The sequence below is a fragment of the Pantoea sp. Pa-EAmG genome (assembly GCF_030024295.1).
Taxonomy (GTDB): domain Bacteria; phylum Pseudomonadota; class Gammaproteobacteria; order Enterobacterales; family Enterobacteriaceae; genus Pantoea; species Pantoea dispersa.
This window is the reverse complement of sequence record NZ_JASEWO010000016.1, coordinates 17,177-40,584: the sequence shown is the minus strand read 5'-3', so window position 1 is coordinate 40,584 and position 23,408 is coordinate 17,177. Positions and strand designations below refer to the sequence as shown.

At 57.2% G+C, this 23,408-nt stretch carries 30 protein-coding genes; 9 read left to right on the top strand and 21 right to left on the bottom strand.

Going from position 1 to position 23,408, the window contains the following annotated elements:
* From QMM04_RS04265 to potA, 3 genes are all read right to left on the bottom strand, one after another.
* Positions 1 to 506 (bottom strand): ABC transporter permease subunit (locus tag QMM04_RS04265; protein WP_282995700.1); only part of this gene is annotated, 506 nt, incomplete at its 3' end.
* On the bottom strand, positions 503 to 1,354 hold the full coding sequence (potB, locus tag QMM04_RS04260) for a spermidine/putrescine ABC transporter permease PotB (RefSeq protein ID WP_262264013.1): 852 nt from the start codon (positions 1,352 to 1,354) through the stop codon (positions 503 to 505). The genes potB and QMM04_RS04265, both read right to left, overlap by 4 nt.
* Positions 1,347 to 2,462 carry a spermidine/putrescine ABC transporter ATP-binding protein PotA gene (potA, locus tag QMM04_RS04255; protein ID WP_136547110.1) on the bottom strand — a complete coding sequence of 372 codons (1,116 nt, stop codon included), beginning with the start codon at positions 2,460 to 2,462 and terminating at the stop codon, positions 1,347 to 1,349. The genes potB and potA overlap by 8 nt, the downstream gene beginning before the upstream one ends.
* Positions 2,463 to 2,762: 300 nt before the next feature.
* On the opposite strand from potA, the gene pepT reads away from it, so the two are divergent.
* Positions 2,763 to 3,989: a peptidase T gene (pepT, locus tag QMM04_RS04250; RefSeq protein ID WP_021506380.1), complete on the top strand. Its 1,227-nt coding sequence runs from the start codon at positions 2,763 to 2,765 to the stop codon at positions 3,987 to 3,989.
* Between the two features lie 300 nt (positions 3,990 to 4,289).
* Here the strand turns inward: pepT and QMM04_RS04245 are convergent, their stop codons facing one another.
* From QMM04_RS04245 to rluE, 8 genes are all read right to left on the bottom strand, one after another.
* On the bottom strand, positions 4,290 to 5,411 hold the full coding sequence (locus tag QMM04_RS04245) for a cupin domain-containing protein (RefSeq protein ID WP_104186862.1): 1,122 nt from the start codon (positions 5,409 to 5,411) through the stop codon (positions 4,290 to 4,292).
* A 57-nt stretch (positions 5,412 to 5,468) separates the two neighbouring features.
* Complete coding sequence (gene phoQ, locus QMM04_RS04240) at positions 5,469 to 6,929, bottom strand: two-component system sensor histidine kinase PhoQ (RefSeq protein ID WP_021506378.1); 1,461 nt, start codon at positions 6,927 to 6,929, stop codon at positions 5,469 to 5,471.
* Positions 6,930 to 6,932: 3 nt separating this feature from the next.
* Positions 6,933 to 7,601 carry a two-component system response regulator PhoP gene (gene phoP, locus QMM04_RS04235; RefSeq protein ID WP_010617222.1) on the bottom strand — a complete coding sequence of 223 codons (669 nt, stop codon included), beginning with the start codon at positions 7,599 to 7,601 and terminating at the stop codon, positions 6,933 to 6,935.
* Between the two features lie 173 nt (positions 7,602 to 7,774).
* Complete coding sequence (gene purB / locus QMM04_RS04230) at positions 7,775 to 9,145, bottom strand: adenylosuccinate lyase (protein WP_021506377.1); 1,371 nt, start codon at positions 9,143 to 9,145, stop codon at positions 7,775 to 7,777.
* Positions 9,146 to 9,189: 44 nt separating this feature from the next.
* A complete protein-coding gene (gene hflD, locus QMM04_RS04225; protein ID WP_021506376.1) occupies positions 9,190 to 9,831 on the bottom strand; it encodes a high frequency lysogenization protein HflD in 642 nt (213 codons plus the stop codon).
* A gap of 34 nt (positions 9,832 to 9,865) precedes the next feature.
* A complete protein-coding gene (gene mnmA, locus QMM04_RS04220) occupies positions 9,866 to 10,978 on the bottom strand; it encodes a tRNA 2-thiouridine(34) synthase MnmA (RefSeq protein ID WP_021506375.1) in 1,113 nt (370 codons plus the stop codon).
* A gap of 41 nt (positions 10,979 to 11,019) precedes the next feature.
* A complete protein-coding gene (locus QMM04_RS04215; RefSeq protein WP_031279253.1) occupies positions 11,020 to 11,493 on the bottom strand; it encodes an NUDIX hydrolase in 474 nt (157 codons plus the stop codon).
* 44 nt (positions 11,494 to 11,537) lie between these two features.
* Complete coding sequence (gene rluE, locus QMM04_RS04210) at positions 11,538 to 12,206, bottom strand: 23S rRNA pseudouridine(2457) synthase RluE (RefSeq protein WP_072208614.1); 669 nt, start codon at positions 12,204 to 12,206, stop codon at positions 11,538 to 11,540.
* A 101-nt stretch (positions 12,207 to 12,307) separates the two neighbouring features.
* On the opposite strand from rluE, the gene icd reads away from it, so the two are divergent.
* Positions 12,308 to 13,558, top strand: coding sequence for an NADP-dependent isocitrate dehydrogenase (icd, locus tag QMM04_RS04205; protein ID WP_282995699.1), 1,251 nt, complete (start codon positions 12,308 to 12,310; stop codon positions 13,556 to 13,558).
* Between the two features lie 121 nt (positions 13,559 to 13,679).
* On the opposite strand, the gene QMM04_RS04200 is transcribed toward icd, so the two are convergent.
* The 3 genes from QMM04_RS04200 to QMM04_RS04190 form a co-directional block, all read right to left on the bottom strand.
* Positions 13,680 to 14,936: a mechanosensitive ion channel domain-containing protein gene (locus QMM04_RS04200; protein ID WP_021506372.1), complete on the bottom strand. Its 1,257-nt coding sequence runs from the start codon at positions 14,934 to 14,936 to the stop codon at positions 13,680 to 13,682.
* Between the two features lie 84 nt (positions 14,937 to 15,020).
* Positions 15,021 to 15,413 (bottom strand): type II toxin-antitoxin system HicB family antitoxin, encoded by a 393-nt coding sequence (locus tag QMM04_RS04195; RefSeq protein ID WP_022548759.1) that lies wholly within the window; start codon positions 15,411 to 15,413, stop codon positions 15,021 to 15,023.
* 39 nt (positions 15,414 to 15,452) lie between these two features.
* Positions 15,453 to 15,635: a type II toxin-antitoxin system HicA family toxin gene (locus QMM04_RS04190; RefSeq protein WP_132462912.1), complete on the bottom strand. Its 183-nt coding sequence runs from the start codon at positions 15,633 to 15,635 to the stop codon at positions 15,453 to 15,455.
* Between the two features lie 268 nt (positions 15,636 to 15,903).
* On the opposite strand from QMM04_RS04190, the gene QMM04_RS04185 reads away from it, so the two are divergent.
* Both QMM04_RS04185 and QMM04_RS04180 read left to right on the top strand, forming a co-directional pair.
* Positions 15,904 to 16,101 carry a DUF6404 family protein gene (locus tag QMM04_RS04185; RefSeq protein ID WP_282995698.1) on the top strand — a complete coding sequence of 66 codons (198 nt, stop codon included), beginning with the start codon at positions 15,904 to 15,906 and terminating at the stop codon, positions 16,099 to 16,101.
* 100 nt (positions 16,102 to 16,201) lie between these two features.
* Positions 16,202 to 16,399: a hypothetical protein gene (locus QMM04_RS04180; protein WP_282995697.1), complete on the top strand. Its 198-nt coding sequence runs from the start codon at positions 16,202 to 16,204 to the stop codon at positions 16,397 to 16,399.
* A gap of 34 nt (positions 16,400 to 16,433) precedes the next feature.
* On the opposite strand, the gene QMM04_RS04175 is transcribed toward QMM04_RS04180, so the two are convergent.
* The gene (locus QMM04_RS04175) at positions 16,434 to 16,682 is read right to left on the bottom strand and encodes a DUF883 family protein (protein WP_021506368.1); all 249 of its coding nucleotides are present in this window, start codon (positions 16,680 to 16,682) and stop codon (positions 16,434 to 16,436) included.
* Positions 16,683 to 16,862: 180 nt separating this feature from the next.
* Between QMM04_RS04175 and QMM04_RS04170 the strand changes: the two genes are divergently transcribed.
* Complete coding sequence (locus tag QMM04_RS04170; RefSeq protein ID WP_021506367.1) at positions 16,863 to 17,069, top strand: DUF2767 family protein; 207 nt, start codon at positions 16,863 to 16,865, stop codon at positions 17,067 to 17,069.
* A 24-nt stretch (positions 17,070 to 17,093) separates the two neighbouring features.
* Here QMM04_RS04170 and QMM04_RS04165 read toward each other — a convergent pair whose 3' ends face one another.
* Both QMM04_RS04165 and QMM04_RS04160 read right to left on the bottom strand, forming a co-directional pair.
* Positions 17,094 to 17,642 carry a hypothetical protein gene (locus tag QMM04_RS04165; RefSeq protein ID WP_058769856.1) on the bottom strand — a complete coding sequence of 183 codons (549 nt, stop codon included), beginning with the start codon at positions 17,640 to 17,642 and terminating at the stop codon, positions 17,094 to 17,096.
* Between the two features lie 61 nt (positions 17,643 to 17,703).
* The gene (locus QMM04_RS04160) at positions 17,704 to 18,033 is read right to left on the bottom strand and encodes a hypothetical protein (RefSeq protein WP_282995696.1); all 330 of its coding nucleotides are present in this window, start codon (positions 18,031 to 18,033) and stop codon (positions 17,704 to 17,706) included.
* A gap of 203 nt (positions 18,034 to 18,236) precedes the next feature.
* Between QMM04_RS04160 and QMM04_RS04155 the strand changes: the two genes are divergently transcribed.
* Positions 18,237 to 18,416 (top strand): hypothetical protein, encoded by a 180-nt coding sequence (locus tag QMM04_RS04155; RefSeq protein WP_031279245.1) that lies wholly within the window; start codon positions 18,237 to 18,239, stop codon positions 18,414 to 18,416.
* An 18-nt stretch (positions 18,417 to 18,434) separates the two neighbouring features.
* Here QMM04_RS04155 and QMM04_RS04150 read toward each other — a convergent pair whose 3' ends face one another.
* On the bottom strand, positions 18,435 to 18,791 hold the full coding sequence (locus tag QMM04_RS04150; protein WP_010617204.1) for a DUF4186 domain-containing protein: 357 nt from the start codon (positions 18,789 to 18,791) through the stop codon (positions 18,435 to 18,437).
* 217 nt (positions 18,792 to 19,008) lie between these two features.
* On the opposite strand from QMM04_RS04150, the gene QMM04_RS04145 reads away from it, so the two are divergent.
* On the top strand, positions 19,009 to 19,392 hold the full coding sequence (locus tag QMM04_RS04145; RefSeq protein ID WP_058757612.1) for a hypothetical protein: 384 nt from the start codon (positions 19,009 to 19,011) through the stop codon (positions 19,390 to 19,392).
* Positions 19,393 to 19,413: 21 nt separating this feature from the next.
* Complete coding sequence (locus tag QMM04_RS04140) at positions 19,414 to 19,827, top strand: GNAT family N-acetyltransferase (protein WP_058757613.1); 414 nt, start codon at positions 19,414 to 19,416, stop codon at positions 19,825 to 19,827.
* Here the strand turns inward: QMM04_RS04140 and QMM04_RS04135 are convergent, their stop codons facing one another.
* Together QMM04_RS04135 and ldcA are read right to left on the bottom strand one after the other, a co-directional pair.
* Positions 19,828 to 20,490, bottom strand: a complete 663-nt coding sequence (locus QMM04_RS04135) for an MBL fold metallo-hydrolase (RefSeq protein WP_021506360.1) — start codon at positions 20,488 to 20,490, stop codon at positions 19,828 to 19,830.
* A gap of 23 nt (positions 20,491 to 20,513) precedes the next feature.
* Complete coding sequence (gene ldcA / locus QMM04_RS04130) at positions 20,514 to 21,437, bottom strand: muramoyltetrapeptide carboxypeptidase (protein ID WP_136547703.1); 924 nt, start codon at positions 21,435 to 21,437, stop codon at positions 20,514 to 20,516.
* A 163-nt stretch (positions 21,438 to 21,600) separates the two neighbouring features.
* Here ldcA and emtA point away from each other — a divergent pair, with 163 nt between their 5' ends.
* Positions 21,601 to 22,230 (top strand): membrane-bound lytic murein transglycosylase EmtA, encoded by a 630-nt coding sequence (gene emtA, locus QMM04_RS04125; protein WP_072208977.1) that lies wholly within the window; start codon positions 21,601 to 21,603, stop codon positions 22,228 to 22,230.
* 15 nt (positions 22,231 to 22,245) lie between these two features.
* Here emtA and QMM04_RS04120 read toward each other — a convergent pair whose 3' ends face one another.
* Entirely contained in the window at positions 22,246 to 23,373 is a 1,128-nt protein-coding gene (locus QMM04_RS04120; RefSeq protein WP_211727402.1) for a mechanosensitive ion channel family protein, read from the bottom strand.
* Positions 23,374 to 23,408: the final 35 nt, after the last annotated feature.

The following is a 23,408-nucleotide window of genomic DNA, read 5'->3' as shown; positions in this document are numbered from 1 at the left end:
TCGCTGGCGCCGAGATCTTTTGCCGCCTCCAGCATGCGCACGTCAAAGCCTTTCAGGCGCGAATAGACGGTAATCACCACAAACGGCAGGCAGAAAGTGATGTGGGAAAACAGCAGCGACCAGAAGCCGAGCGAAATCCCCAGCAGCATAAACAGCACCAGTAGCGAAATCGCCATCACGATATCCGGCGACATCATCACCACAAATAGCATACCGCTGACAAACGGCTTGCCGCGAAAACGATAGCGGTACAGCGCCACGGCGGTGAGCGAGCCGATCAGCGTCGCGCAGCTGGCCGACAGCACGCCCATGATCAGCGAATGCTGCGCCGCCTGAATCAGGCTGTCGTTATTGACCAGCAGGCGATACCACTGGGTGCTGAAGCCCTGCCAGTTGATGCCGAAGCGCGAGGCATTGAAGGAGTTAACGATCAGGATGATGATCGGAATGTAGAACCAGGCATAAATCACGGCCATGAAGCCGTAGCGTAATCCGCGCGCCATCATTGCAATGCCGCCTTGTGATTCAGCAGACGCGCTGCGCGCCAGTAAACCAGCAGCATCAGCCCCATCAGCAGCGTCATGACAATGCTGGTGGCGGCGCCGAACGGCCAGTCACGAATATTGAGGAACTGGCTTTTGATTATGTTACCGATCAACAGGTTCTTTGCTCCGCCCATTAAATCCGCTACGTAGAACAGCCCCATCGCCGGGATAAATACCAGTAGCGCGCCGGCAACGATACCGGGCAGGGTCAGCGGCAAAATGATACGGATGAAGGTCTGTAGCCTGCTGGCGCCAAGATCGCGCGCCGCTTCCAGGCAGGATTTATCCAGCTTCTCAAGGCTGGAGTAGAGCGGCAGTACCATAAATGGCAGCAGAATATAGATCAGCCCAAGGATCACCGCTTCCGGGGTGAACATGATGCGAAACGGCTTGTCGATGACGCCGAGCCACAGCAGAAATTCATTGAGCCAGCCGCGCGTGCTAAGAAAAATTTTCAGACCATAAATGCGGATCAGCGAGTTGGTCCAGAACGGCACAATCAGCAGAAACAGCATCAGCGGACGCAGACGCGCCGGCAGTCTGGTCAGGCACCAGGCAAAAGGGTAGCCGAGCAGCAGGCAGCACAGCGTGGCGATGCAGGCCATGTTGAGCGAGTGCAGCAGCACGTCGGCATACAGCGGATCGAGGAGCCGGCCGTAGTTGTTCAGGGTGAACACCATGCTGGCAAAGTGCGCGTCGTCGCGCGTCAGAAAGCTGGTGACGAAGATCATCAGATTCGGCAGCAACACGAACAGCGTCAGCCAGCCGACGATCAGCGCCACAATGGCTTTCTGCAGACGATTACGCATCCGTTTCATACGGCAGCACCACCTCCCAGTTTGGCACCCAGCTGACCGCCATTTTCTGGTTCAGCGAGTGGTCAAAATCCGGATCGTCCTCATTAAAGAACTCGCTGACGGTGAGCAGCTTGCCGTTCTCCAGTTCGACGGTGGATTCCAGCGTCATGCCTTTATAGTTGCGTTCGCGCACATAGCCGATCAGGTTTTCGCTGCGGCTGTCGTGATCGATCTCCTCGACGCGCAAATCTTCCGGTCGCAGCAGCACATGCAGCCGATCGCCGGGTTTGACCGGGAACGGGCAGTGAATATCACACTCGCGGCCTTCGACGCGAGCCCGTACCTGCGGCGCGTGCGCGCTACCGATCACTTCTGCATCAAACACGTTGATTTCGCCAATGAAGCGCGCCACAAACAGGTTCGCGGGCTCTTCGTAGATCTCGCGCGGCGTGCCGTCCTGCTCAATGCGCCCGTCACGCATCACCACGATGCGATCGGACATGGTCAGCGCTTCTTCCTGATCGTGCGTGACAAACACAAACGTGATGCCCAGCTTGCGCTGCAGCGCTTTCAGCTCGTTTTGCATCTGGCGGCGCAGTTTGTAATCCAGCGCGGAGAGCGACTCATCAAGCAGCAGCACTTTGGGCCGGTTGACCACCGCCCGCGCAATCGCCACGCGCTGCTGCTGGCCGCCGGAGAGCTGGTGTGGCCGGCGCGCGGCAAAGCTTTCCAGCTGCACCATCGCCAGCGCCTCGTTGACGCGCTGCGTCAGCTCTGCCGCCGGGGTTTTCTGCATGCGCAGGCCAAACGCGACGTTTTCAAACACCGACATGTGCGGAAACAGCGCGTAGCTCTGAAACACGGTATTGATATGGCGATGCTCGGCGGGCGTTTCAGTGATGTCGCTCTCATCCAGATGGATACGTCCGCTGTCGGCGCTTTCCAGCCCGGCGATCAGGCGCAGAATCGTGGTCTTACCGCAGCCGGAGGGGCCAAGCAGGGTGATAAATTCGCCATGACCGATGGTCAGGTCGAAATCCGGGATGATGGTTTTGCCATCGAAAGCTTTACTGATGCCAGAAAGCGTAACCAGCGCCTGCTGCGCGCGTGTTTGCGTCATTTTAGTCACTCAGTCTGATGATAATCAGGTTACAGCATAGCCGCCGGCGACAGCTTGCCGTGATGAAGGGCGCGATAATACCTGAAAAATGCGCCATTGCCATGTTCAGACACGGAATAACCTTGAAAAGTCTGCAAATTGCTGGAGTATGCTCATCGGGCCAGCCGGACGGGTGGCTGGCAGGGCGAATTTCAGCGCACGATTGAGCTGAGAGGGCTAACCTGAAGGATAATGATTTGACGCAACATGGCGATAATCAGGCCCCATGATAATAATGCAGGTTCTTTAGAGGGATGACAGATGGATCAATTACTTGAGCGTTTTCTCAGTTATGTGGCAGTAGAAACCCAGGCAAAACCTCAGGCGCGGCAGGTGCCGAGCAGCGAAGGGCAGTGGACGCTGGCGCGTCAGTTACAGGAAGAGCTTATTGCGCTGGGTTTTGTGGACGTCACCTTAAGCGATCATTGCTGTGTGATGGGCACCCTGCCGGCAAACGTCGACTGGCCGACGCCGGTGATCGGTTTTATTTCCCACATGGATACCTCGCCGGATTTCACCGCGAAAAATGTCAATCCGCAGATCATTGAAAACTATCGTGGCGGTGACATCGCGCTGGGCAACGGGGATGAAGTGCTCTCGCCGGTGATGTTCCCGGTGCTGCACAAGCTGACCGGGCATACGCTGATCACCACCGACGGTAAAACGCTGCTGGGCGCTGATGATAAAGCCGGTATCGCTGAGATCATGACGGCAATGGCCGAGCTGGCCAAAGGGGATGTGCCGCACGGCGCCATTCGCGTGGCCTTTACCCCGGATGAAGAGATCGGTCGCGGCACGTCGCACTTCGACGTTGAGGGGTTTGCGGCTGACTGGGCTTATACCGTTGACGGCAGCGATCTCGGCGAGTTTGAGTTCGAGAACTTTAATGCCGCGACGGCGCTGGTCAAAATCACCGGTAACAATGTGCATCCCGGCAGTGCGAAAAACGTGATGGTGAACGCGCTGGACCTGGCGATGCGCTTCCACGCCGAGCTGCCGGCCAAAGAGAAGCCGCAGTTTACCGACGGCTATGAAGGCTTTTTCCACCTGCACACTATTAAGGGATCGGTTGAGCACGCCGAGCTGATGTACCTGATTCGTGATTTTGATGCCGACAGCTACGAACAGCGTAAGCAGCTGCTGCAGGAGATTGGCCGCCGCGTCAGTAAAGGTCTGCAGGCTGAGTGCTCCATCAAGGTGGAGATCAGCGACAGCTATCGCAATATGCGGGAGAAGGTGGAACCGCATCCGCACATCATTGAGCTGGCGCTGCAGGCGATGCGCGACTGCGGTATCGAACCGAACGTGAAGCCAATTCGCGGCGGCACCGACGGATCGGCGCTGTCATGGAAAGGACTGCCGTGTCCGAATCTGTTTACCGGCGGCTACAATTACCACGGTAAACATGAGTTTGCGTCGCTGAATGTGATGGCGAAGTCGGTTGAGGTGATCGTGCGCCTGGCCGCGCTCGCGGCGGAGAAGAAGTAGGGCGGAGAGGGGCTTGCCCTCACCCTAACCCTCTCCCGCCTGCGGGAGAGGGGACCGATCGAGCGGGTATCAGGTTTTGTTTATTGCCTTAATCACTGCTTTACCCATCTTGTCGCAAGGCGAGCACGGTTTTCTCCCTCTCCCGCGGGCGGGAGAGAGGACCGTTCGAGCGAGGATCAGGCTCTTCATTTGCCCATGCCGCCGCCGGCGCTTTACTGCAATCGTCGCACGGTTTTCTCCCTCTCCCGCGGGCGGGAGAGGGCCGGGGTGAGGGAAACGGGCGCAGAGGACCTGATCAACTCAATCAGCAAAAAACCAGTACCCGCTGTTCACCAGTGCCGCCAGCTGAGCCAGCAGCGAAGGGTCATCCAGCGCATCGCCGAAATCTTCCAGCGTCAATACGTGTTTGTGTGCCAGCGCAGCCAGTACCGACGGATGCGCGCACTCAACGCGCTCACCGTTGACGTACACCGCGTCGCCCAGCGTCAGCACGCGCAGGCCGCCGAGGCGCGTCAGCGCATCACCCTGCTGCAGCGCGTCATAAATCTCATCCGGCTGATACGGCGGTTCCGGCGGAGCCACATCCAGCTCGTGACGCGACTGGGAAATAAATTCGCCAAACCACTGGTTAAACTGCTCCGGCTGATTAATCACATCCAGCATCACTTTGCGGATCCCTTCTACTTCCGACGGCAGAATCCGCGATGGGCAGTCACGCGCCGGCACATCCGGATCGCTGAAGCGGTAGCTGCCCAGCTCATGCGCCAGCATGTAATCCGCAAAGCCGCTGATTAGCTCGCGTCCGTTAGGTGCGCGGAAGCCGACTGAATAGTTGAGCGCGTTCTCCAGCGAATAGCCTTCATGCGGGAAACCCGGTGGAATATACAGAATGTCGCCTGGTTCCAGCTCTTCATCGATGATGGCGTCGAACGGTTCAACCTGCAGCAGATCCGGATGTGGGCAGTGCTGTTTCATCGGCACTTTTTCGCCTACGCGCCAGCGACGGCGGCCAGTGCCCTGAATAATAAACACATCGTATTGATCAAAGTGCGGGCCTACGCCGCCGCCCGGCACTGCGAACGAGATCATCAGGTCGTCGATACGCCAGTCGGGCAGAAAGCGGAACGGGCGCATCAGCGCAGCAGAAGGTTCATGCCAGTGGTTCACCGCCTGGACCAGCAGCGACCAGTTGCTTTCACCCAAATGATCGTAGCTTTCAAACGGACCATGGCTGACCTGCCATTTGCCGTTGTTGTGGCTGACGAGGCGGCTGTCCACCTCGTTTTCCATTGCCAGACCGGCCAGCTCATCCGGAGAAATCGGATCAATGAAGTTTTTGAAACCCCGTTTCAGCACCACCGGGCGTTTTTGCCAGTAGCGCTGAATAAAGTCGGGCCAGTTGATGTCGAGCTGATAGTCCATGCGAGGATTCCGGTTAGGGCCATAATTGCTGCCAAGTATAACAGCCCGCGTCCGGTTCTACTCGCGGTGATGTTCAACTTCCTGCCGCTGAAAAATCACCTCCATGCGGGCGCCGCCGAGCGGGCTGGTCGTGGCGATTACCTGACCGGCATACTGCTCGAGAATATCGCGCACTACCGCCAGTCCCAGTCCCTGACCGGGACGCAGCGTATCGGCACGCTGGCCGCGCACAAAGATCAGATCGCGCTTGCTTTCGGGAATGCCGGGGCCATCGTCGTCAATGAACAGATGCAGCGCGTTTTCCGTCTGGCGCGCGCTGACCTCAATAAATTCGAGGCAGTATTTGCAGGCGTTATCCAGCACGTTGCCCAGCACTTCCATAAAGTCATTTTGATCGCCGATAAAGGTCAGCTCCGGCGAAATATCCAGCGTGATCTCAACGCCCTTGCGCTGATACACCTTATTGAGCGCGGAACACAGGCTATCCAGCAGGGCCGAGACCGAATGCAGATCGCGCTGCAGCGGGTTGTGATCCGCCTGCATACTGGCGCGATGCAGGTAGTAGCCAATCTGCTGCGAGATGCGGCTGATCTGTTCGAGCATGACCGGCTCAGCCTGTTCGATGGTCAGCTCTTTGCCACCGCGCAGCGAGCGCAGCGTGCTTTGCAGCACCGCCAGCGGCGTTTTCAGGCTGTGCGTCAAATCCGACAGCGTGGTGCGATAGCGCGTGTAGCGCTGCCGTTCGTTGGTGAGCAACAGATTGAGGTTGCGCACCAGGCTGCGCAGCTCCTGCGGCGGGTTGTCGTCAAGATTTTCCCGGTGGCCGGTTTCCAGCTCGCGCACCTGCGAAGTCAGGTGGCCAATCGGGCGCAGGCTCCAGTGTGCCGCCAGCCACAGCAGCGGAATCACCAGCAGCAGATTGGCCGCCAGCACATAGCTAAACCACGACCACACCACGTCTGAGTGCTGCAGCTCCTGCGGGATCGAGTCCACCACCACAATGGTCAGCGCCGGCAGATTGGTGGTCGCGTCGTAGCGGTTGACCGCCACCGAGTGGGTGAAGGTGTCATTGCTGTCACTGTCCAGTGCGTGCAGCCGCTGCTGTGCCTGCGGATTGTTACCCATCGCCGCCATACTGGTGCGATTGCTGGTATCAATCTCGTAAAAGTCTGGCTTCATCAGCCAGTCGCGGCGAATGTTTTTGCGGATTTCCGGCACGTCGCGCTGTTGCCACAGCAGCTTACCGCGCTCGTCATAGATGAACACCAGCGTCGGGAAATTGAGCGTCATGCGTTCCGGCTGGGCGATGGTGAGCTTGTTGTCTTTCCACTGCGCGAGGGTGAAAAACAGATTGCTCTCGCCGCGCATCACGCGATAGGTATTTTTATCAAAGCTGACGACATAGCCAATGACCGCCACCATGCCATACGACAGCGACAAAAACAGCACGATCGCCGCCGTCGCCAGCAGGAAACGCGCGCGTAAGGAGAAAGGGCGCTGACGACGGAGCAGCTTCATAAATCAGAGATCAAAGCGGTATCCCTGGCCACGCACGGTGTTGATCACTTCGGTCGGGTGCAGCGCGAGAATTTTTTTGCGCAGCCGGCCCATCAGTACATCAATGGTGTGGCTTTCGCGCAATTCCGCATCGGGATACAGCTGCAGCATCAGCGAGTCTTTGCTGACCACTTTACCGGCATTGCGGATCAGTGTTTCAACAATGGTGTACTCAAACGCGGTCAGCTTGACCGGCGCGTCGTTCACCGTAAGCTCGCGGCGCGACAGGTCAACCTGGAACGGCGGCATGGAGATAATTTGCGAGGCGTGTCCGCTGTTGCGACGCATCAGCGCCTGTAAGCGGGCGGCGACCTCTTCAATGTGGAACGGCTTGGTCACGTAGTCATCGGCACCGGCTTCCAGCGCTTCAACTTTCGCCTGCCAGCCTTCGCGCGCGGTCAGCACCAGAATCGGCTGACGAATGGCATCGCCACGCCAGCGGCGAATCAGCGACATGCCGTCTTCGTCGGGCAGGCCGAGATCGACCAGCGCGATATCGGGAATGTGTTCCTGCAGGAAATAGTCGGCTTCTTTGGCGTCTTCGGCGGCATCCACCTGATGACCCATGTCACGTAACTGGACTGCGAGGTGATGGCGCAGCAGGGCATTATCTTCCACAACCAGAACACGCATAGAATTTCCTTACCTTCAACTCAGTGATGATGGCGAAAAGTATACGCTACGCCAGCTAAACCGCAGATTAACACTCCGCTGTGATGCACTAGCAGGGGAACCTCAGCCACCACGTGACGTGCATGACTGAGGTAACACCAACTTGCCATAGCCTGAGTTTTCAGAGCAAGGAATTACTTCAGGTCGTCAACCATCTGAATCGCGCGGCCGAGGTAGTTGGCTGGCGTCATCTGCTTCAGGCGCACTTTCTCTGCTTCCGGCAGCTCCAGGCTGTCGATAAACGCCTGCATACCGGCTGCGTCCACGCGCTTGCCGCGCGTCAGCTCTTTCAGCTTCTCATACGGCTTTTCAATGCCGTAGCGGCGCATCACGGTCTGGATCGGCTCAGCCAGGACTTCCCAGTTGTGATCCAGCTCGTCCAGCAGGCGATCGCGGTTCACTTCCAGCTTGGAGATACCTTTGAGCGTGGCCTGATAGGCGATCAATGCATAGCCGACGCCGACACCGAGGTTACGCAGCACGGTAGAATCGGTCAGATCGCGCTGCCAGCGTGATACCGGCAGTTTGCTGGCCAGGTGCTGCATCACCGCATTGGCCAGCCCCAGATTCCCTTCGGAGTTTTCGAAGTCGATAGGGTTAACCTTGTGCGGCATGGTTGAAGAGCCAATTTCGCCAGCAATGGTTTTCTGTTTGAAATGGTTCAGGGCGATGTAACCCCAGATGTCGCGGTCAAAATCAATCAGGATGGTATTGAAGCGCGCGATGCAGTCAAACAGCTCGGCGATGTAGTCATGCGGCTCGATCTGCGTGGTGTACGGGTTCCAGCTGATGCCCAGCGAGGTCACAAACTGCTCGCTCAGCTGATGCCAGTCCACTTCCGGATACGCGGCGATGTGCGCATTGTAGTTGCCCACCGCGCCGTTGATTTTGCCCAGCACTTCCACCTTGCTCAGCTGACGCAGCTGGCGTTCCATGCGGTAGGCCACGTTGGCCATCTCTTTGCCCATGGTGGAGGGCGTTGCCGGCTGACCGTGGGTGCGCGACAGCAGCGGAATGTCGCGGTACTCCTGCGCCAGGCCCTTCACGGCGGTGATGATCTGGTTCCAGAACGGCACGATCACGTCGCGGCGTGCGGTTTCCAGCATCAGCGCGTGTGACAGGTTATTGATATCTTCGGAGGTGCAGGCGAAATGGATAAACTCAGACACCGCGTGCAGCGCCGGCACGTTCGCTACTTTCTCTTTCAGAAAGTACTCGACGGCTTTCACGTCATGGTTGGTGGTGCGCTCAATGGTTTTGATGCGCGCCGCATCTTCTTCGCTGAAACCGGCGACAATTGCATCAAGGAAAGCGTTTGCGTCGGCATCAAATGCAGGAACTTCCTTGATCTCTGCGGTCGCGGCCAGTTTCTGTAACCAGCGAACTTCAACCTCAACGCGGAACTTCAGCAAACCGTATTCGCTGAAAATGGCGCGCAGTGGGCTGACTTTATCGCCGTAACGACCATCGACAGGTGAGACGGCGGTCAGAGAGGATAATTCCATCAGTGCAACTCCTGAATCGTTAACAATATAGGGCAGGGCGGCGCTTAATACGCCGGACCCAGCCGGGATAAAAGGGTTTTCGCTTCGCGCAGCAGACGCTGGCGCGCAAACATCAGCTGCAGACGACCGCCGCCGACCTGCTGCCACAGCACCGCCGCGCGGATACCGGCCAGCAGCGCAGCGCGAACTTTGCTCTGCACCTGCGAATTCTGCAGCACCTGCGGTGAGCCGGTCACCTGAATGCGCGGGCCGAGCGGGCTAATCACATCGACGTAAATGCCGGCCATAGCGCTGGTGATGGTGTCTGATTCCAGTTCGTAATGCGCCAGCTGACGATCAAGCTGGCCGATGCGCTGCGCCAGGGTGTTTAGCGCGGTTTTGTTACCGTGCAGTTTACGCTCCAGCACCATCAGGCTCAGGGTATAACGCGTCAGGTCGGCGCTGGCACCCTGCCGGCTGCCGCTGTTCAGCACCGCCATCAGCGCTTCCAGCCCGGGGCGCAGGTTGGCTTCATCGTTGCCAAACACCGCCAGCGTTGAGCCTGGATTTAAATCCAGCAGGCTGCGCAGCGACACCTGCAGCGCCGCGTTGTTGCAGTGCCCCTGGTGTGCCAGCTGCTGCACCAGATGGGCTGCCTGGCAAACGCCGGCCAGCGCCAGCGTTATCTCATAATAGTTTTTAGCCACGCTTCACTCCTGTAGACGCGTCGGCAGTGCCGACTCAGGCCTCTGTCAGCGGCAGGCGCTGTTCAATAATACCGCCACCAAGGCACACGTCACCGAGGTAAAATACCGCGGACTGGCCCGGAGTGACGGCCGCGACCGGCTCATCGAAACGCACTTCAATGCGATCGTCGCCGTGCGGAATGATCTCGCAGGGAATGTCGCTCTGACGATAGCGGGTTTTCACCGTGCAGCGTAGCGCTGCAGTCACTGGCTGGCGATCGACCCAGTGCAGCTGCTGTGCTATCAGGCCCACCGACATCAGGCGCGGATGATCGCCGCCCTGTGCGACAATCAGCGTATTGCGCGCGACATCTTTGTCGACCACATACCACGGATCGTCATTGCTCTCTTTGCGTCCGCCGATGCCCAGCCCTTTACGCTGACCCAGGGTGTGATACATCAGCCCCTGGTGTTCACCGACCACTTCACCGTCAACGGTTTCGATGACGCCCGGCTGGGCCGGCAGGTAACGACCGAGGAAGTCGCGGAATTTACGCTCGCCGATAAAGCAAATACCGGTGGAGTCTTTTTTCTTCGCCGTAATCAGATCGAGCTGTTCGGCGATGCGGCGCACCTCAGGCTTCTCCAGTTCGCCGACCGGGAACAGGCTCTGTGCAATCTGCTGGTGGCTGAGCGTGTAGAGGAAATAGCTCTGATCTTTGTTGCCGTCGAGACCGCGCAGCAGCTGGCTGGTGCCATTGACATCGGCACGGCGCACATAGTGGCCGGTGGCAATGTAGTCTGCGCCGAGATCGTCTGCAGCGAATTCGAGAAACGCTTTGAACTTGATCTCTTTGTTACACAGAATATCCGGGTTCGGCGTGCGTCCGGCCTTGTACTCTTCCAGAAAGTGCTCGAACACGTTGTCCCAGTACTCAGCGGCGAAATTGATTTTGTGCAGTTTGATGCCGAGCTTGTCACACACGGCCTGTGCGTCAGCCAGATCGTCAGCGGCGGTGCAATACTCCTCGCCATCGTCTTCCTCCCAGTTCTTCATGAACAGGCCTTCAACCTGATAGCCCTGCTGCTGCAGTAACCAGGCGGAAACGGAAGAATCGACGCCGCCGGACATCCCGACGATCACTTTTTTCTGGCTGTTGTCAGACATGACGCACTCTTGATTACGATAAAAACAGGCGGCGCATTCTATCACGCGGAAGCGTTGTGCGCACCCTCATGAAACGGCCACTGATACGGGGCTATCAGCTGCAGCGGATAGCGGGCCCCCTGCTGCCACAGCCGCACGCTTTCGGCCACCAGCGGCGAACGCAGCGTCTCTGCGCTGAGAATCTGCGCGGGCGACAGCCACCAGCAGCAGTCAATATCGCTGTCGTGTGGCGTGGTGGTCACGGTGGCAGGCAGATCGAGGCCAAACAGAAAACGCACAAAAGGTGTATGGTCCGGGGCGATCCACTGCTGCACGCCGAGAAAATAGTCGGGCTGCGCGCTGATGCCGGTCTCTTCGTACAGCTCACGTTGCGCGGCTTCCAGCAGCGTTTCATCGGCCTCAAGATGACCGGCCGGCTGATTCCAGGTAACGCGGCCGTCGACGCGCTCTTCTACCACCAGTAATTTGCCCTGCGCGTGCACCATACAGGCGACGGTTACATGAGGTTTAAACATCGTTCCTCCCAAATAGTTAACCTGACGTTATCGAAATGTATAAACTACGTCCGGTCGCTGATGTCGCGCCATTCGCCCGGTGCCAAATCCTGCAGCTGGTAATCACCCATGGCAAAACGGATCAGGCGTAACGTTGGAAAGCCAATGTGCGCCGTCATCCTTCGGACCTGGCGATTGCGCCCTTCATACAGCGTGATTTTCAGCCAGCAGGTGGGGATAGCTTTGCGCTCGCGAATCGGCGGGGTGCGCGGCCACAGCCACGCGGGTTCAGGCACCACTTCTGCGCCCGCCGGCAACGTTGGACCATCGTTAAGGGTGATGCCACTGCGCAGGCGGGATAAATCTGATTCCTGCGGCACGCCTTCCACCTGAACGTAATAGATTTTGCCGGTGCGCTTGCCCGGCTGCGTCAGCTGCGCCTGCAGTGCGCCATCGTTGGTCAGAATCATCAACCCTTCGCTGTCGCGGTCGAGACGGCCTGCGGCATACACCTCGCTCACCGGCACAAAATCTTTCAGCGTGCGGCGGCCAGCCTCATCGCTGAACTGCGGCAGAACATCGAAAGGTTTGTTAAAGAGTATGACGCGACGCGGACCTTTTGGCCGCGTGTCACGCCGCGCGGGCTGGCGCGCCGGGGCAGCAGGGCGCTTATGCTGGTGAATTCGTTGAGAAGTTTTTCGCATGGGCTTTGCAGTTGGTAACAATCGGCGCATTATAGCGCGAAACTGCGGTGATTGGCGTGGCGGAAATATTCAAGTAGTATTGACGCGCATCTTACAAATCATTAACAAAAAATCGCTCGAAGGAGAGGTTAATGGAAAGCAAAGTAGTTGTTCCGGCGGAAGGTCAAAAAATCACCCTGGATCAGGGCAAACTGAACGTTCCGAATAACCCAGTCATTCCTTATATCGAAGGTGATGGCATCGGCGTTGATGTTTCCCCTGTCATGCTGAAAGTGGTTGATGCCGCTGTGAAGAAAGCCTACAACGGCGAGCGTAAAATTTCCTGGATGGAAATTTACACCGGCGAAAAATCCGTCGAACTCTATGGCCAGGATGTCTGGCTGCCGCAGGAAACCCTCGATTTAATCAAAGAGTACCGCGTGGCCATTAAAGGCCCACTGACTACCCCGGTAGGTGGCGGTATTCGTTCCCTGAACGTGGCACTGCGCCAGGAACTGGACCTGTACGTGTGTCTGCGTCCGGTACGTTACTACAAAGGTACGCCAAGCCCGGTTAAACGTCCTGAAGATACCGACATGGTGATCTTCCGCGAAAACTCCGAAGATATCTATGCTGGTATCGAGTGGAAAGCCGGTACGCCGGAAGCGGACAAAGTGATCAAATTCCTGCGTGAAGAGATGGGCGTGAAGAAAATTCGCTTCCCGCAGCAGTGTGGTATTGGCGTGAAGCCGTGTTCAGAAGAGGGCACGAAACGTCTGGTGCGTGCCGCGGTTGAATACACCATCACCAATGACCGTGATTCCCTGACGCTGGTGCACAAAGGCAACATTATGAAGTTCACCGAAGGCTCTTTCAAAGACTGGGGCTACCAGCTGGTGAAAGAAGAGTTCGGCGGCGAGCTGATCGATGGCGGTCCGTGGATGAAGTTCAAAAACCCGAACACCGGTAAAGAGATCATCGTTAAAGATGTGATCGCTGACGCCTTCCTGCAGCAGATCCTGCTGCGTCCAGCCGAGTATGACGTTATCGCCTGTATGAACCTGAACGGTGACTACATTTCTGATGCCCTGGCGGCACAGGTAGGCGGTATTGGTATCGCACCGGGCGCCAACATCGGTGACGAGTGCGCACTGTTCGAAGCTACCCACGGTACGGCACCGAAGTATGCGGGCCAGGATAAAGTGAACCCAGGTTCCGTGATCCTGTCTGCAGAGATGATGCTGCGTCACCTGGAGTGGTTCGAAGCGGCTGACCTGATTGTTAAAGGCATGGAAGGCGCAATCGCTGCCAAAACCGTGACCTACGACTTTGAGCGTCTGATGGACGGCGCTAAGCTGCTGAAATGTTCTGAGTTTGGTGACGCGATCATCGCGAACATGTAATTTGCCCTGAGCAAATGCAACATGAAAGGGAGCCGCAGGGCTCCCTTTTTTTATGCTGGCAGCGGGAAGGACTTCTGTCACCGCCGGTTTGCCATGCATGACGACCGTGCGATGCGTGGCTTTATTCCGCCGGAGGCTGTAACTGACCGATCTGGCTATCGCGCGCCTGCGACAAACGCCAGAAATCATTGCCGGCCGGATGCTGGTAAATCCGCAGCGAAAACTGACCGACAATGGCGTAGATGAATTCAAATATCGCCGACTGGGAATTTTCGTAATCAACCCACAGTACCGAGGAGGTAAAGCAATAAACCTCTACCGGCAATCCCTCCGGTGAGGGTTTCATCGCGCGCACCACGATATACATATCTTTTTTAATATCGTCGCGCTGTGCCAGCCAGGCGGTGAGATAGTGACGGAACACCGTGAGGTTGGTAATGCCGTTTTCGGCAAACCAGCGGTCACCGACCACGCTGCTATCGCGGCCATCCATCAGGATTGAAAGCTGCTCACTGACGCCGCGAATCTGGCTCATCTGCTGCACCATTTGCTGATCGAGAAAGCGAATCGAGGTCTGGTCGAGATGAAAGCTGCGCATGATACGCCGCGCGCCGGAAGAGAACATCGCCTGCCAGTTGGTGTAGGTTTCGGTCAGGAAATTTTTGGTCGGGATCCGCGACAGCGTATTGTCCCAGTTGCGGATGGTAATGGTATGCAGAGCGATATCAATCACTTCACCGCTGATGCCGTTATCCGGCATTTCAATCCAGTCGCCAAGCTGCAGCACATCGTTCGATGACACCTGAATATTGGCCACCAGCGACAGCAGGGTGTGCTGAAACACTAACATCAATACCGCCGCGACCGCACCCAGACTGGAGATGATAATCACCGGCGATTTGTTCGACATGATAGCCAGAATCATGATGGCGGAAATGATGTGCACCAGAATCTTACCGATCTGGATATAACCTTTTATCGAGTGGTTCTTGCGCTTCGACTTACGCGAATAGGAGTTATTAACGATCTCCAGCACTTCGTTAAAGAACAGCGACAGATATACAAAAAACAGAATGCCGCAGATGGTTTTCACCGCGATCAGCAGATGCTCGGGCAGGTCCGGCATAAACTGCAGCAGGTAATAGACGGTGATCACCGGAATAAAATTCGACAGCTTTTCTGAGAGCCGGACGTCTTTATCCAGCGGCACCTGGTTTTTATGCGTGCTAAAGAACACGCGGCGCACCACTTTTACCACGAAGAACTTGCAGATCAGATGGGTGACCATGCCGGCAACCAGTAACAGCAGCAGGCTGAAGGTGGCGGAGAGCACCGTGTTGCCTTCAATAAACGTTTGTATGTCGCGTAAGTAATTCATTTTAACCACATGCCGGCCGGTTGAGGCGGGAATTCAAACATAAAGCGGCCACGGACGATAAGCGACGCGTGCGCAATAGTGTTGCTACGAGACCAGCGCTTTGCGTGCCGCCTCGGCAAGAAAATGGCTGCGGCTGCTGTAGCGCGCGTTATTACTGACCATCTTATCGATCTTCTCAATCAGCAGATGCGGCATAGTGATATTGATGCGCTCGGATTTGCCCAGATAGCGGGTGACATCAATATCAACGTAGATCCACACGCCGGGCTGGCTAAATTCCTGCTGCCAGTGCTGCGCCGGCTCCGGAATCAACAAGCCTTTCTCCGCCATCAGTTCAAAGTGGGCATGCAGCGCAGATTGCGCATCCTGCAGCGTTTGCTCGGGCGTATCACCGGCAAAATAACAGCCGGTGACATCCGGGAAATAACCACTGGCCGAGCCGTCAGCGTCAATCTCTACCAAAGCGGGAAACAGCATCATGTCACCTCTGAGCAAGCGGAATAAAACCAGCATGGATCAATCCAGCCTGGCGTCTTTCAGAATCTGCATCAGCGTGCCTGTCTTCATATCCTTCTGCGGATGCGGCACGGTGATCAGATGAGCAAAATCCGGATGTGAGAACTGATGATGACTGCCGCGTATGCGCTCCAGCTTCCAGCCATTCTTTTGCAGCACTTTAATCAGCGTCGCGCTCTTCATCGGACTTCCTGTAGGTGAAATTATACACACAATACACACTGATGCAAGGCGGTCTCTGCCATCACATCGGCGGGTCATGGCCAAACTAACCGGGACGGCCATGACAGGCACCCGTTGATGCTGCGTTCTGCGTGCTGTTTTCCACGGCTTTTTCCCGCTGCGATAGTGGTTTGCGTAAAACTTTGAAACAGTTAACATCCCGGCACCGGCGCGCGTGCCATTTGCTGGCTGAACCGCTATCTTCAGCCTTCATCAATCCGGAGGTGCTATGCAAAGTGTGATCAAGTTTGTAAAAGGCTGGCTGATTTTTTCCCTGCTGTGGGGCATTTTTATGTGGTTTGTATCCTGGCAGGCACAGGGCAAAACGCCGGGCATGATGATTGTCATGAGCCTGTATGCCGGTTTGATTTATCAGGCATTAATGACCATGGTGGCGCGTTACAAAGCGCGGCGCGCACAGGCCTGATTATTCACAACTGCCGACATAGCTTTGCGTCGCGCTGACGCTAATTTGCATGACATCCGGCAAGCTGAGCGCTCACTAATCAGCGTGTAAGGCGGGCAGGATGGGAAGAACGTTACTGACGGGATGGTTTTTATTGCTGCTATCACTGGCGGCCAGTGCGCAATTACCGGTAGGGCCTGTGGTGATAGCGGGACAGCATGGGCGCCACCTGTCCGGGCACAGCAGTACGGCAGATGTCGCCGAGACGCCGGATGAACATATTCAGGAACGACGGGACGGCGTGCCGCAGCGGCATTGAGTATCGGGGCCGCACGGGCCCCGATTGCCGGGGATTATTTACGGCCCAGCAGGAAACCGACAATCACGCCGATGCTGGCGGCAACAGCCAGCCCGGTCGCCGGGTTGTCGCGTACCGATCTCACCACGCAGTCTGCTGCATCCTGCACTGCATAACTGGCCTGCGCCGGATAGCGTCGCGCGGCACCGCGTGCCTGATGGCGGCGTGAACCGGTGAACTCGCCAAATTTTTCCTGTACGGCACCCGCCGCTTCATTCAATTTTGCTTCCGCTTTATCGGTCATATTAACTCCCTGAGAGTGGTGAATGTCTCTTTCAGCGTAGACAGAGAAGTGCAGACCAGCAACCTGGTGGCTTTTCAGGATGTAACAGTGGTTTGCAGGAATCGGCATTGCTGTCCATACCTGGTAAGGACCACGTTAAGCTGCACGAACCTCACGCAGCGCTCACTGAACGGAGGAGAAATGAAACGCGATATCCTTAATGAAGACGATTACGATGAAGTTTGCCGGGTGATTGGCGATGCGGTGATTGTCCTTTCCGAGTGCGGTCATGAAACCAGACGGGAGGAGATTGCCCGTTTGCTGCAGCGTACGCGCCACGATCGCGCCCACGACGAACGCGATGAACAGCGTATGCTCGAGCACGCGATTCGTCTGGTACGGCCGTAAGCGCAGGGCGTCACGCGGACGCCCTCACTGCTGGCCGCGATACGCCGGGTACCAGCTCACCAGGAAGTGGCGCAGATGATCAAAACACCATTCGGCATCGTCTGCCTGCTGGCAGTAATAGCGAATGGTGACCTTCTCATAGCGGCGATGGCGCTGCTGCAGCGGCGACCAGCTCCAGTCCAGCACCGCGCGCGCATAGTTGACCAGCGCGTCGCGCGGCATGCTGTGCTGCTGCTCCTGGCGGCGCAGATACATCTCAAAGAACTGATCGAGGCTCTGTGTCTCTTCGCTGCTACAGTCCAGCGTGGGGCGGAACGCCACATCGAGAAAGCCGCACACGCCGTCTGCGCGCTGCTGCCAGTCACAGGCCAGCGTCATAAACAGGCCATCCTGCAGATTGACCTCTTCCAGCAGACGACGCAAATTTTCAGAATGTTTACCGGCGGCGATCTCATCAATGCGATCGGTTTCCAGCGTCAGGTCAAAACCGCACGGGTTGACCGAGCCATCCGCGTCTCGGGTGGCCGGAAAGGGGAAATCAATATAACCGTTATTGTCCAGACTCTTTTCCATAATGCAGGTCCGCAGCATGACAAACGCTGACAATAAACTATCTGCGCGCGCCACGCACGGCTTATGGACACGTCCAGGTAATCATGGTGTTACGCGCCGGGTTGATCAGGCGGAACTGCTTGTCGCTGAGCCGCTGTGCATAAAAGCCTTCCGGCGTCACGGCAGAAGGGACATAGCGGAAACGGTCGGTGGAGTGCAGTGCGCCGCTGCTCAGCGTTACGCCATCGCGCGCCACCGAAAACGAATTCACCAAATCGAAAATGCGCCCTTCGGTGTGGCCCAGCGACTGACCATGGAGCGTTGCGACCTCGCCGGGGCAATCGACGCCTTTCGGCGTGGAGCTGCAGCCAGCCAGCAGGATAAGTGTGAGTAGAAAACTGAGTCTTAACATGGTCCTGTTCCTGGTGCATTCCCTGATTTATGCTGGCCTGACGATGCGCGCCACTGATCCGATCATAGCATGTCTGACGCCACTGCCCATTTGCCATTTGTTTAATCGTTAAGCGGTAAGCATGTAAAGGGGTGACTTTGCTAGCAGATAAACGTTATTCTTGCCAGCGTTGCGCACCAGGTAAGCAAAACAAGGGTAAATCCATGAGAGAAGAAGAAGCCAGTTTAATGATTCTTCAGCACGCGATTGATAAGTTAGACGCCGACAAAAAACAGCAGGTGATGAACTGCGTGACGGCGATCCATGAAGTTATGCAGCGTTTCGATCCAGACGATGCCGGACTGGCGCTGATGCTGGTGGCCGCGCAGGTCGCGGCAGAGTAGCTCCATCCCATCCCGGTCTTAACCATTTATTTCACCCACCAGCCAGCGGTGAATCACCCGCACCATATATTGCTGCTGCTCTGCCGTTAACGGCTGATGCGCAGCAATGCCATGCCATTTTGCCAGACAGCCGCGGCAGCAGGTTGCCGTGGCGTGCTGGGCGATAAATACCGGATGGCCGCGCATTGGCGTCTGTTTGCCATCATTCTTTGGTTCGGCTGCGGCCAGTCTTTGCTGGATAAAATCGGCCGCGTGTTGGTCGATCACCGCCGGGCCTTTCTCAATACAGTACTGTCGCTCTTTCGCGCCTAAATGGAAGCGGCGGCGAAACGGCGATTGCGCCAGCCGCGCGAATAATGCCTGTTCATCTCGCATAACATCCTCCTGACGCGATCTTAGCGCATTTTACTTAACTCGTTACAAAGATATCCCGTTCGAATAAAACATCACAAAATCAGTTACTTGTAGGATTTCTTCCTACCCGCACTGGCTGAACTGCGGTCGCAGGTTACCGCACCGGCGGCGGTTGTATGTTACCCTCTGGCCAATTAAATTCCTGTAAAATCATGATCTAACCTCAGTGGAGAACCCCATGAAGGCGATAACCCTTGCCGCGCTCCTGATGGCTTGCCAGATTGCCCCCGCGTGGAGCGAAAGCGAATTCCAGATTACCTGCCCGGGCCGCCCCACCATGACGGTATCGCGTGCCGCCTACGGGCTCAGCACGCTGATGTGGCCAACCCGGCATTTCCAGATTGCCGCCGGGCAGCAGCGCACGCGTCTGCAGGACGGCGATAAGGTCGCCATCACCCGTTTCCGCAATGGCGATCAGCTGATCGTGAATAAAAACAGCGGCGAAACCTTTTTCGTCTACGCCGACAGCGATAAGCTGTTGCCCTGCAACCGCACGGAAAAACGCGATGCTGATATTCTGTCGCTGGAGCGCTACGACGACCGCCAGCACCCCTCTTCATAATGCCGCCACAAGGAGCCGACCATGCAATTAAGCGTTACGGATAGCGTCACGCATCAGGATCTGGATGAAATGCGCCTCGGCCTGAACGCCTTCAACAGCCGCTTTATTGACATCAATGAGATGAAAGCCATCGGTGTGTTCATTAAAGACGGCGCCGGGAAAAAGCTGGCGGGACTGACGGGCTCAACCTATGGCAACTGGTTACGCATTGATATGCTGTGGGTCAGCGATGGGTTACGCGGGCAGGGCGCCGGCAGCCAGCTGATTCAGGCTGCCGAACAGGAAGCCCGCGCACGCGGCTGCCGTTACGCGCAGGTGGATACCGCCAGCTTTCAGGCTCGGCCGTTTTATGAAAAGCTTGGCTATACGCTACGTTTTAGCCTTGATCACTATCCGCGCGAACATCAGCGTCACTATCTGAGCAAGACGCTGTAATCACAGCAGTGGCTGCTGGCGCAGATCCAGCGGCGACTGTTCCGCTTCATCAATCGCGGCCAGCCAGCTCTGTAAATCGACCTTCGCCCAGGAGAGATGCCCGCGCGTGGTGCTCATCAGCACTACATCCGGACGCAGCGAGCGGTACAGCTCCAGCGACTGCTGCAGCTCCGCAGGATTACTGTCCGGCACCAGCACGCTGATCCAGCGATGGTAATCGCGCGTCAGGGTGTCGCCGACAAACAGGTAGGTCTGGCCGAGCGGTGAGTGATACAGGTAGCTGCAGCTGCCCGGCGTGTGGCCCGGCGTGGGCAGCAGGTGAAAGTCGCCAAAGTGCACGTCCTGATGCGTGAAGGTTTCGTCCGGCTCAATCACCAGGCTCACCGGGCCGAGCGAGCGGCTGTGGCAATACAGCGCACTATTGAATCGCTGCTGAATGGCCCGCGCGCCCGGCGCGGCTTCGTGCCAGTGGGTAAAATAGTGGCGAATCACGCCGCCCGCGTCCGCGAGCACTTCATGATCCAGCAGCTGCTCAACGCGACCAATCAACAGGTTGCCGCGCGGATGGCGCAGCATAAACCCGTGCATCATTAAATCATTGGCCGTCTCTTCGGCGGGAAATTCCGGCGTGGAGATCCACAAGTCTTCGTACAGCGGCTTCAATAGCGGTCTCCTGCGGCAACACGTCAGCGCAACGTCGGATGGCCGGTAAAGGCTAACCGCGCGGCGCCCTGGTCAATCTCAAGCGTGGCGCTGGCGCCAAGCGGCAGCGTCACGGTATCGGCATCATGGCCAAACGGCAGATCGCTGATTACCGCAATCTGGTACTCATCACGCAACCGCTGCCACACCGTGGCGAAATCAAAGCCGTTGTCGTAATCGGACAGGGCGGTGCTGGTGAAGCTGCCGGTGACAATGGCGCGCTGGCGCGCCAGAATACCGCTCTGCTGCAGCTGAATCAGCATACGCTCAATGCGGAACGGATGCTCATTCACATCCTCGATCACCAGAATGCCGTCTTCAATCTGCGGCAGCCACGGCGTGCCAATCAGGGAGCAGATCATCGCCAGATTGCCGCCCCACAGCGTGCCCTGCCAGCGGCCGCGATCCGGACTGGCGCTGTGCCACGCCAGATTGACTGTAGGAGATGTTAGCGCCTGCCAAAAGTGGCTGACGGTAAATTCAGATAAAGCCTCCGCGCCAAAATTGCCGGCCAGCATCGGTCCGCTGAAGGTGATCAGCCCGGTTTGCGCCAGCAGCGCCAGCTGAATAGCGGTGAAATCACTGTGGCCGCACAGCGCGACAGGCTGATTAAGCAGGCGACGCTGCAGCGCCACATAGTCGAGGTGATCGAGCAGGCGTGAGGCACCATAGCCGCCGCGCACCGCCAGTACGATATCCGGCAGCGACGCCAGCGACGCCAGCGCATTCACGTCCTGCAGGCGCTGCGCGTCATCACCGGCAAAACGCTGCCAGCGGCGCGTAATGGCTTCCGTATTTTGCAGTTGATGGCCCTCCGCCTGCAGGCGCTGTACCGCGCGCCAGGCGGCGTCCTGATTGTGGCAATAACCGGAAGGGGCGATGAGGCGTATTGATCGAGGGGCGAGCATAACTTCCATCCTGCTGTCTGTTGGCCTGCCGATGATGACGAAATGCGTTACCGAAGTCACGGTAGCACAAGGTTTTTTACGTATTTAGGATAAACGGTAATTTTACCTTTTACCGTCATGGTTATGATAGCTTGCGCCAATCTTATAGCGGAACCAAAAATCAGTGAAAATTCGATTACTTATGCTGTCTGCTTTGCTGCTGGCTGGCTGTGCCAGCGAGCCGGAAAAACCGGTGACGCCGGAGAAAAATACGCCATTAACCCAGGCGCCGCCGTCGAAAGTGAATGATGCATGGTCACTGTTTACCGAAGATGCCGCCAGTCATTATGGCGTTGATGAGAAGCTGATCAGCGCCATTATTAGTGTCGAATCCGGGGGCAACCCAACCGTGGTAAGCCGTTCTAACGCGGTCGGGCTGATGCAGATCAAAGCCGCCACCGCCGGACGCGAGGTGTATCGCGCACAGGGACGCCACGGCCAGCCGAGTAACTCCGAACTGCGCGACCCGGCGAAAAATATTGATATCGGCGCGGCCTATATCCGGATTCTGCAGGATTCCGCCCTGGCGGGCATTCGCGATCCGCTGACGCTGCGCTATGCCACCATTGTTTCCTATGCCAACGGTGCCGGCGCGCTGCTACGTACCTTCTCGCGCGACCGCGATCGCGCCATTGCAATGATCAACGCCATGACGCCGGATGAGTTCTACCAGCACGTGCAGAACAAGCATCCGGCTGCCCAGGCGCCGCGCTACCTGTGGAAAGTCACCACCGCCTATCGCACCATCGGCTAATACGGCTGGCGGGGCTCAGTGCTGTGCGCGCTCTGCCGCGCCCTCATTTGAGGCATCACTGAGGTTAATGCGCGGCAGCACGCCGCCGGTGAACTCCACGCGGCGCATCGGGAAGGCGAAACGAATCTGTTTCTGCTCCAGCTGCGCCATCAGTTGCAGGTTAATCTCCTGCTGGATGTCCATGTATTTGTTGTAATCGGCGCTCAGCACGAAATAGACCACCTCAAACGTCAGCTGCGATTCGTCAAACGACAGGAAATGGGCGCGATCAAAGCGCGTGTCCGGCACGCCTTCAATGATGCGTTGCACCATGCCGCCAATCTGCCGCACTTTCTCCGCCGGCGTGCCGTAATTAATCCCGAACTTAAACACGATGCGCCGCTGCTGCATGCGTTTGTAGTTGTGGATGGTTTGCTGCAGCAGAATGGTGTTGGAGCAGACAATCTGTTCGCCGCCGAGACTGCGCAGCCGGGTGGTTTTCAGGCCAATGTGCTCAATAGAGCCGGCGATGTCGCCGAACACAATAAAGTCGCCGTGCTCAAAGGGCTTATCGAAGCCAATCGCCAGCGAAGCGAACACATCGCTCAGCACCGTCTGAATCGCCAGCGCGATGGCGATACCGCCGACGCCGAGGCTGGCCACCAGCGCGGTGATATTGATCCCCATATTGGAGAGGATCGCCAGCAGCATCATCACCCACACCACGACACGCAGCAGAATACCGAGGATCACCGTGGTGACCGGATTGCGCACGTGCAGCGGATCGCGCAGCAACGAGTGCAGCCACAGGCGAATGCCGCCGTCAATCCACAGCGTGAGCTGCAGAATCAGCGCCAGGAACCAGCCGTGGGCGATGGCGACGCTCCAGCTGTCCGGCAGGTCGACAAATTTCAGCGCGATCAGCAGCGAGAAGATCAGCAGCAGCAGCTGACTGGTGCTGCGCAGAATCTCCACCAGAATGCCGGTGGAACGCACGTGGCGCTGTTCGCTGTAGTGGGCGATACGGTTAGAGACAAAGCGAATGACGGTGCGCAGCAGCCAGTAAACAATCAGCGTGCCGAACACAATGATGGCGCTATTAATCCAGAAGTTTTGATTGAGAAAGATAAGTTGCAAATGGTGGGCAGAAAGCCAGTTTTCCATTGGGGAGCATCTCTTTGCTGGGAGCCGGTGAAAAG

Bases quoted from the DNA above. Each gene is read 5' to 3' on its own strand.
- QMM04_RS04170 (WP_021506367.1), top strand. From the start codon at position 16,863: ATGAAACGCGATATCCTTAATGAAGACGATTACGATGAAGTTTGCCGG.
- QMM04_RS04155 (WP_031279245.1), top strand. From the start codon at position 18,237: ATGAGAGAAGAAGAAGCCAGTTTAATGATTCTTCAGCACGCGATTGAT.
- QMM04_RS04175 (WP_021506368.1), bottom strand. From the start codon at position 16,682: ATGACCGATAAAGCGGAAGCAAAATTGAATGAAGCGGCGGGTGCCGTA.
- QMM04_RS04200 (WP_021506372.1), bottom strand. From the start codon at position 14,936: ATGAATTACTTACGCGACATACAAACGTTTATTGAAGGCAACACGGTG.
- QMM04_RS04150 (WP_010617204.1), bottom strand. From the start codon at position 18,791: ATGCGAGATGAACAGGCATTATTCGCGCGGCTGGCGCAATCGCCGTTT.
- QMM04_RS04215 (WP_031279253.1), bottom strand. From the start codon at position 11,493: ATGTTTAAACCTCATGTAACCGTCGCCTGTATGGTGCACGCGCAGGGC.
- mnmA (WP_021506375.1), bottom strand. From the start codon at position 10,978: ATGTCTGACAACAGCCAGAAAAAAGTGATCGTCGGGATGTCCGGCGGC.
- QMM04_RS04180 (WP_282995697.1), top strand. From the start codon at position 16,202: ATGGGAAGAACGTTACTGACGGGATGGTTTTTATTGCTGCTATCACTG.
- QMM04_RS04145 (WP_058757612.1), top strand. From the start codon at position 19,009: ATGAAGGCGATAACCCTTGCCGCGCTCCTGATGGCTTGCCAGATTGCC.
- potB (WP_262264013.1), bottom strand. From the start codon at position 1,354: ATGCGTAATCGTCTGCAGAAAGCCATTGTGGCGCTGATCGTCGGCTGG.
- pepT (WP_021506380.1), top strand. From the start codon at position 2,763: ATGGATCAATTACTTGAGCGTTTTCTCAGTTATGTGGCAGTAGAAACC.
- phoP (WP_010617222.1), bottom strand. From the start codon at position 7,601: ATGCGTGTTCTGGTTGTGGAAGATAATGCCCTGCTGCGCCATCACCTC.
- QMM04_RS04195 (WP_022548759.1), bottom strand. From the start codon at position 15,413: ATGCTGTTTCCCGCTTTGGTAGAGATTGACGCTGACGGCTCGGCCAGT.
- purB (WP_021506377.1), bottom strand. From the start codon at position 9,145: ATGGAATTATCCTCTCTGACCGCCGTCTCACCTGTCGATGGTCGTTAC.
- potA (WP_136547110.1), bottom strand. From the start codon at position 2,462: ATGACGCAAACACGCGCGCAGCAGGCGCTGGTTACGCTTTCTGGCATC.
- QMM04_RS04120 (WP_211727402.1), bottom strand. From the start codon at position 23,373: ATGGAAAACTGGCTTTCTGCCCACCATTTGCAACTTATCTTTCTCAAT.
- QMM04_RS04190 (WP_132462912.1), bottom strand. From the start codon at position 15,635: ATGAAGAGCGCGACGCTGATTAAAGTGCTGCAAAAGAATGGCTGGAAG.
- QMM04_RS04160 (WP_282995696.1), bottom strand. From the start codon at position 18,033: ATGTTAAGACTCAGTTTTCTACTCACACTTATCCTGCTGGCTGGCTGC.
- QMM04_RS04165 (WP_058769856.1), bottom strand. From the start codon at position 17,642: ATGGAAAAGAGTCTGGACAATAACGGTTATATTGATTTCCCCTTTCCG.
- ldcA (WP_136547703.1), bottom strand. From the start codon at position 21,437: ATGCTCGCCCCTCGATCAATACGCCTCATCGCCCCTTCCGGTTATTGC.
- rluE (WP_072208614.1), bottom strand. From the start codon at position 12,206: ATGCGCCGATTGTTACCAACTGCAAAGCCCATGCGAAAAACTTCTCAA.
- QMM04_RS04140 (WP_058757613.1), top strand. From the start codon at position 19,414: ATGCAATTAAGCGTTACGGATAGCGTCACGCATCAGGATCTGGATGAA.
- QMM04_RS04245 (WP_104186862.1), bottom strand. From the start codon at position 5,411: ATGGACTATCAGCTCGACATCAACTGGCCCGACTTTATTCAGCGCTAC.
- icd (WP_282995699.1), top strand. From the start codon at position 12,308: ATGGAAAGCAAAGTAGTTGTTCCGGCGGAAGGTCAAAAAATCACCCTG.
- QMM04_RS04185 (WP_282995698.1), top strand. From the start codon at position 15,904: ATGCAAAGTGTGATCAAGTTTGTAAAAGGCTGGCTGATTTTTTCCCTG.
- phoQ (WP_021506378.1), bottom strand. From the start codon at position 6,929: ATGAAGCTGCTCCGTCGTCAGCGCCCTTTCTCCTTACGCGCGCGTTTC.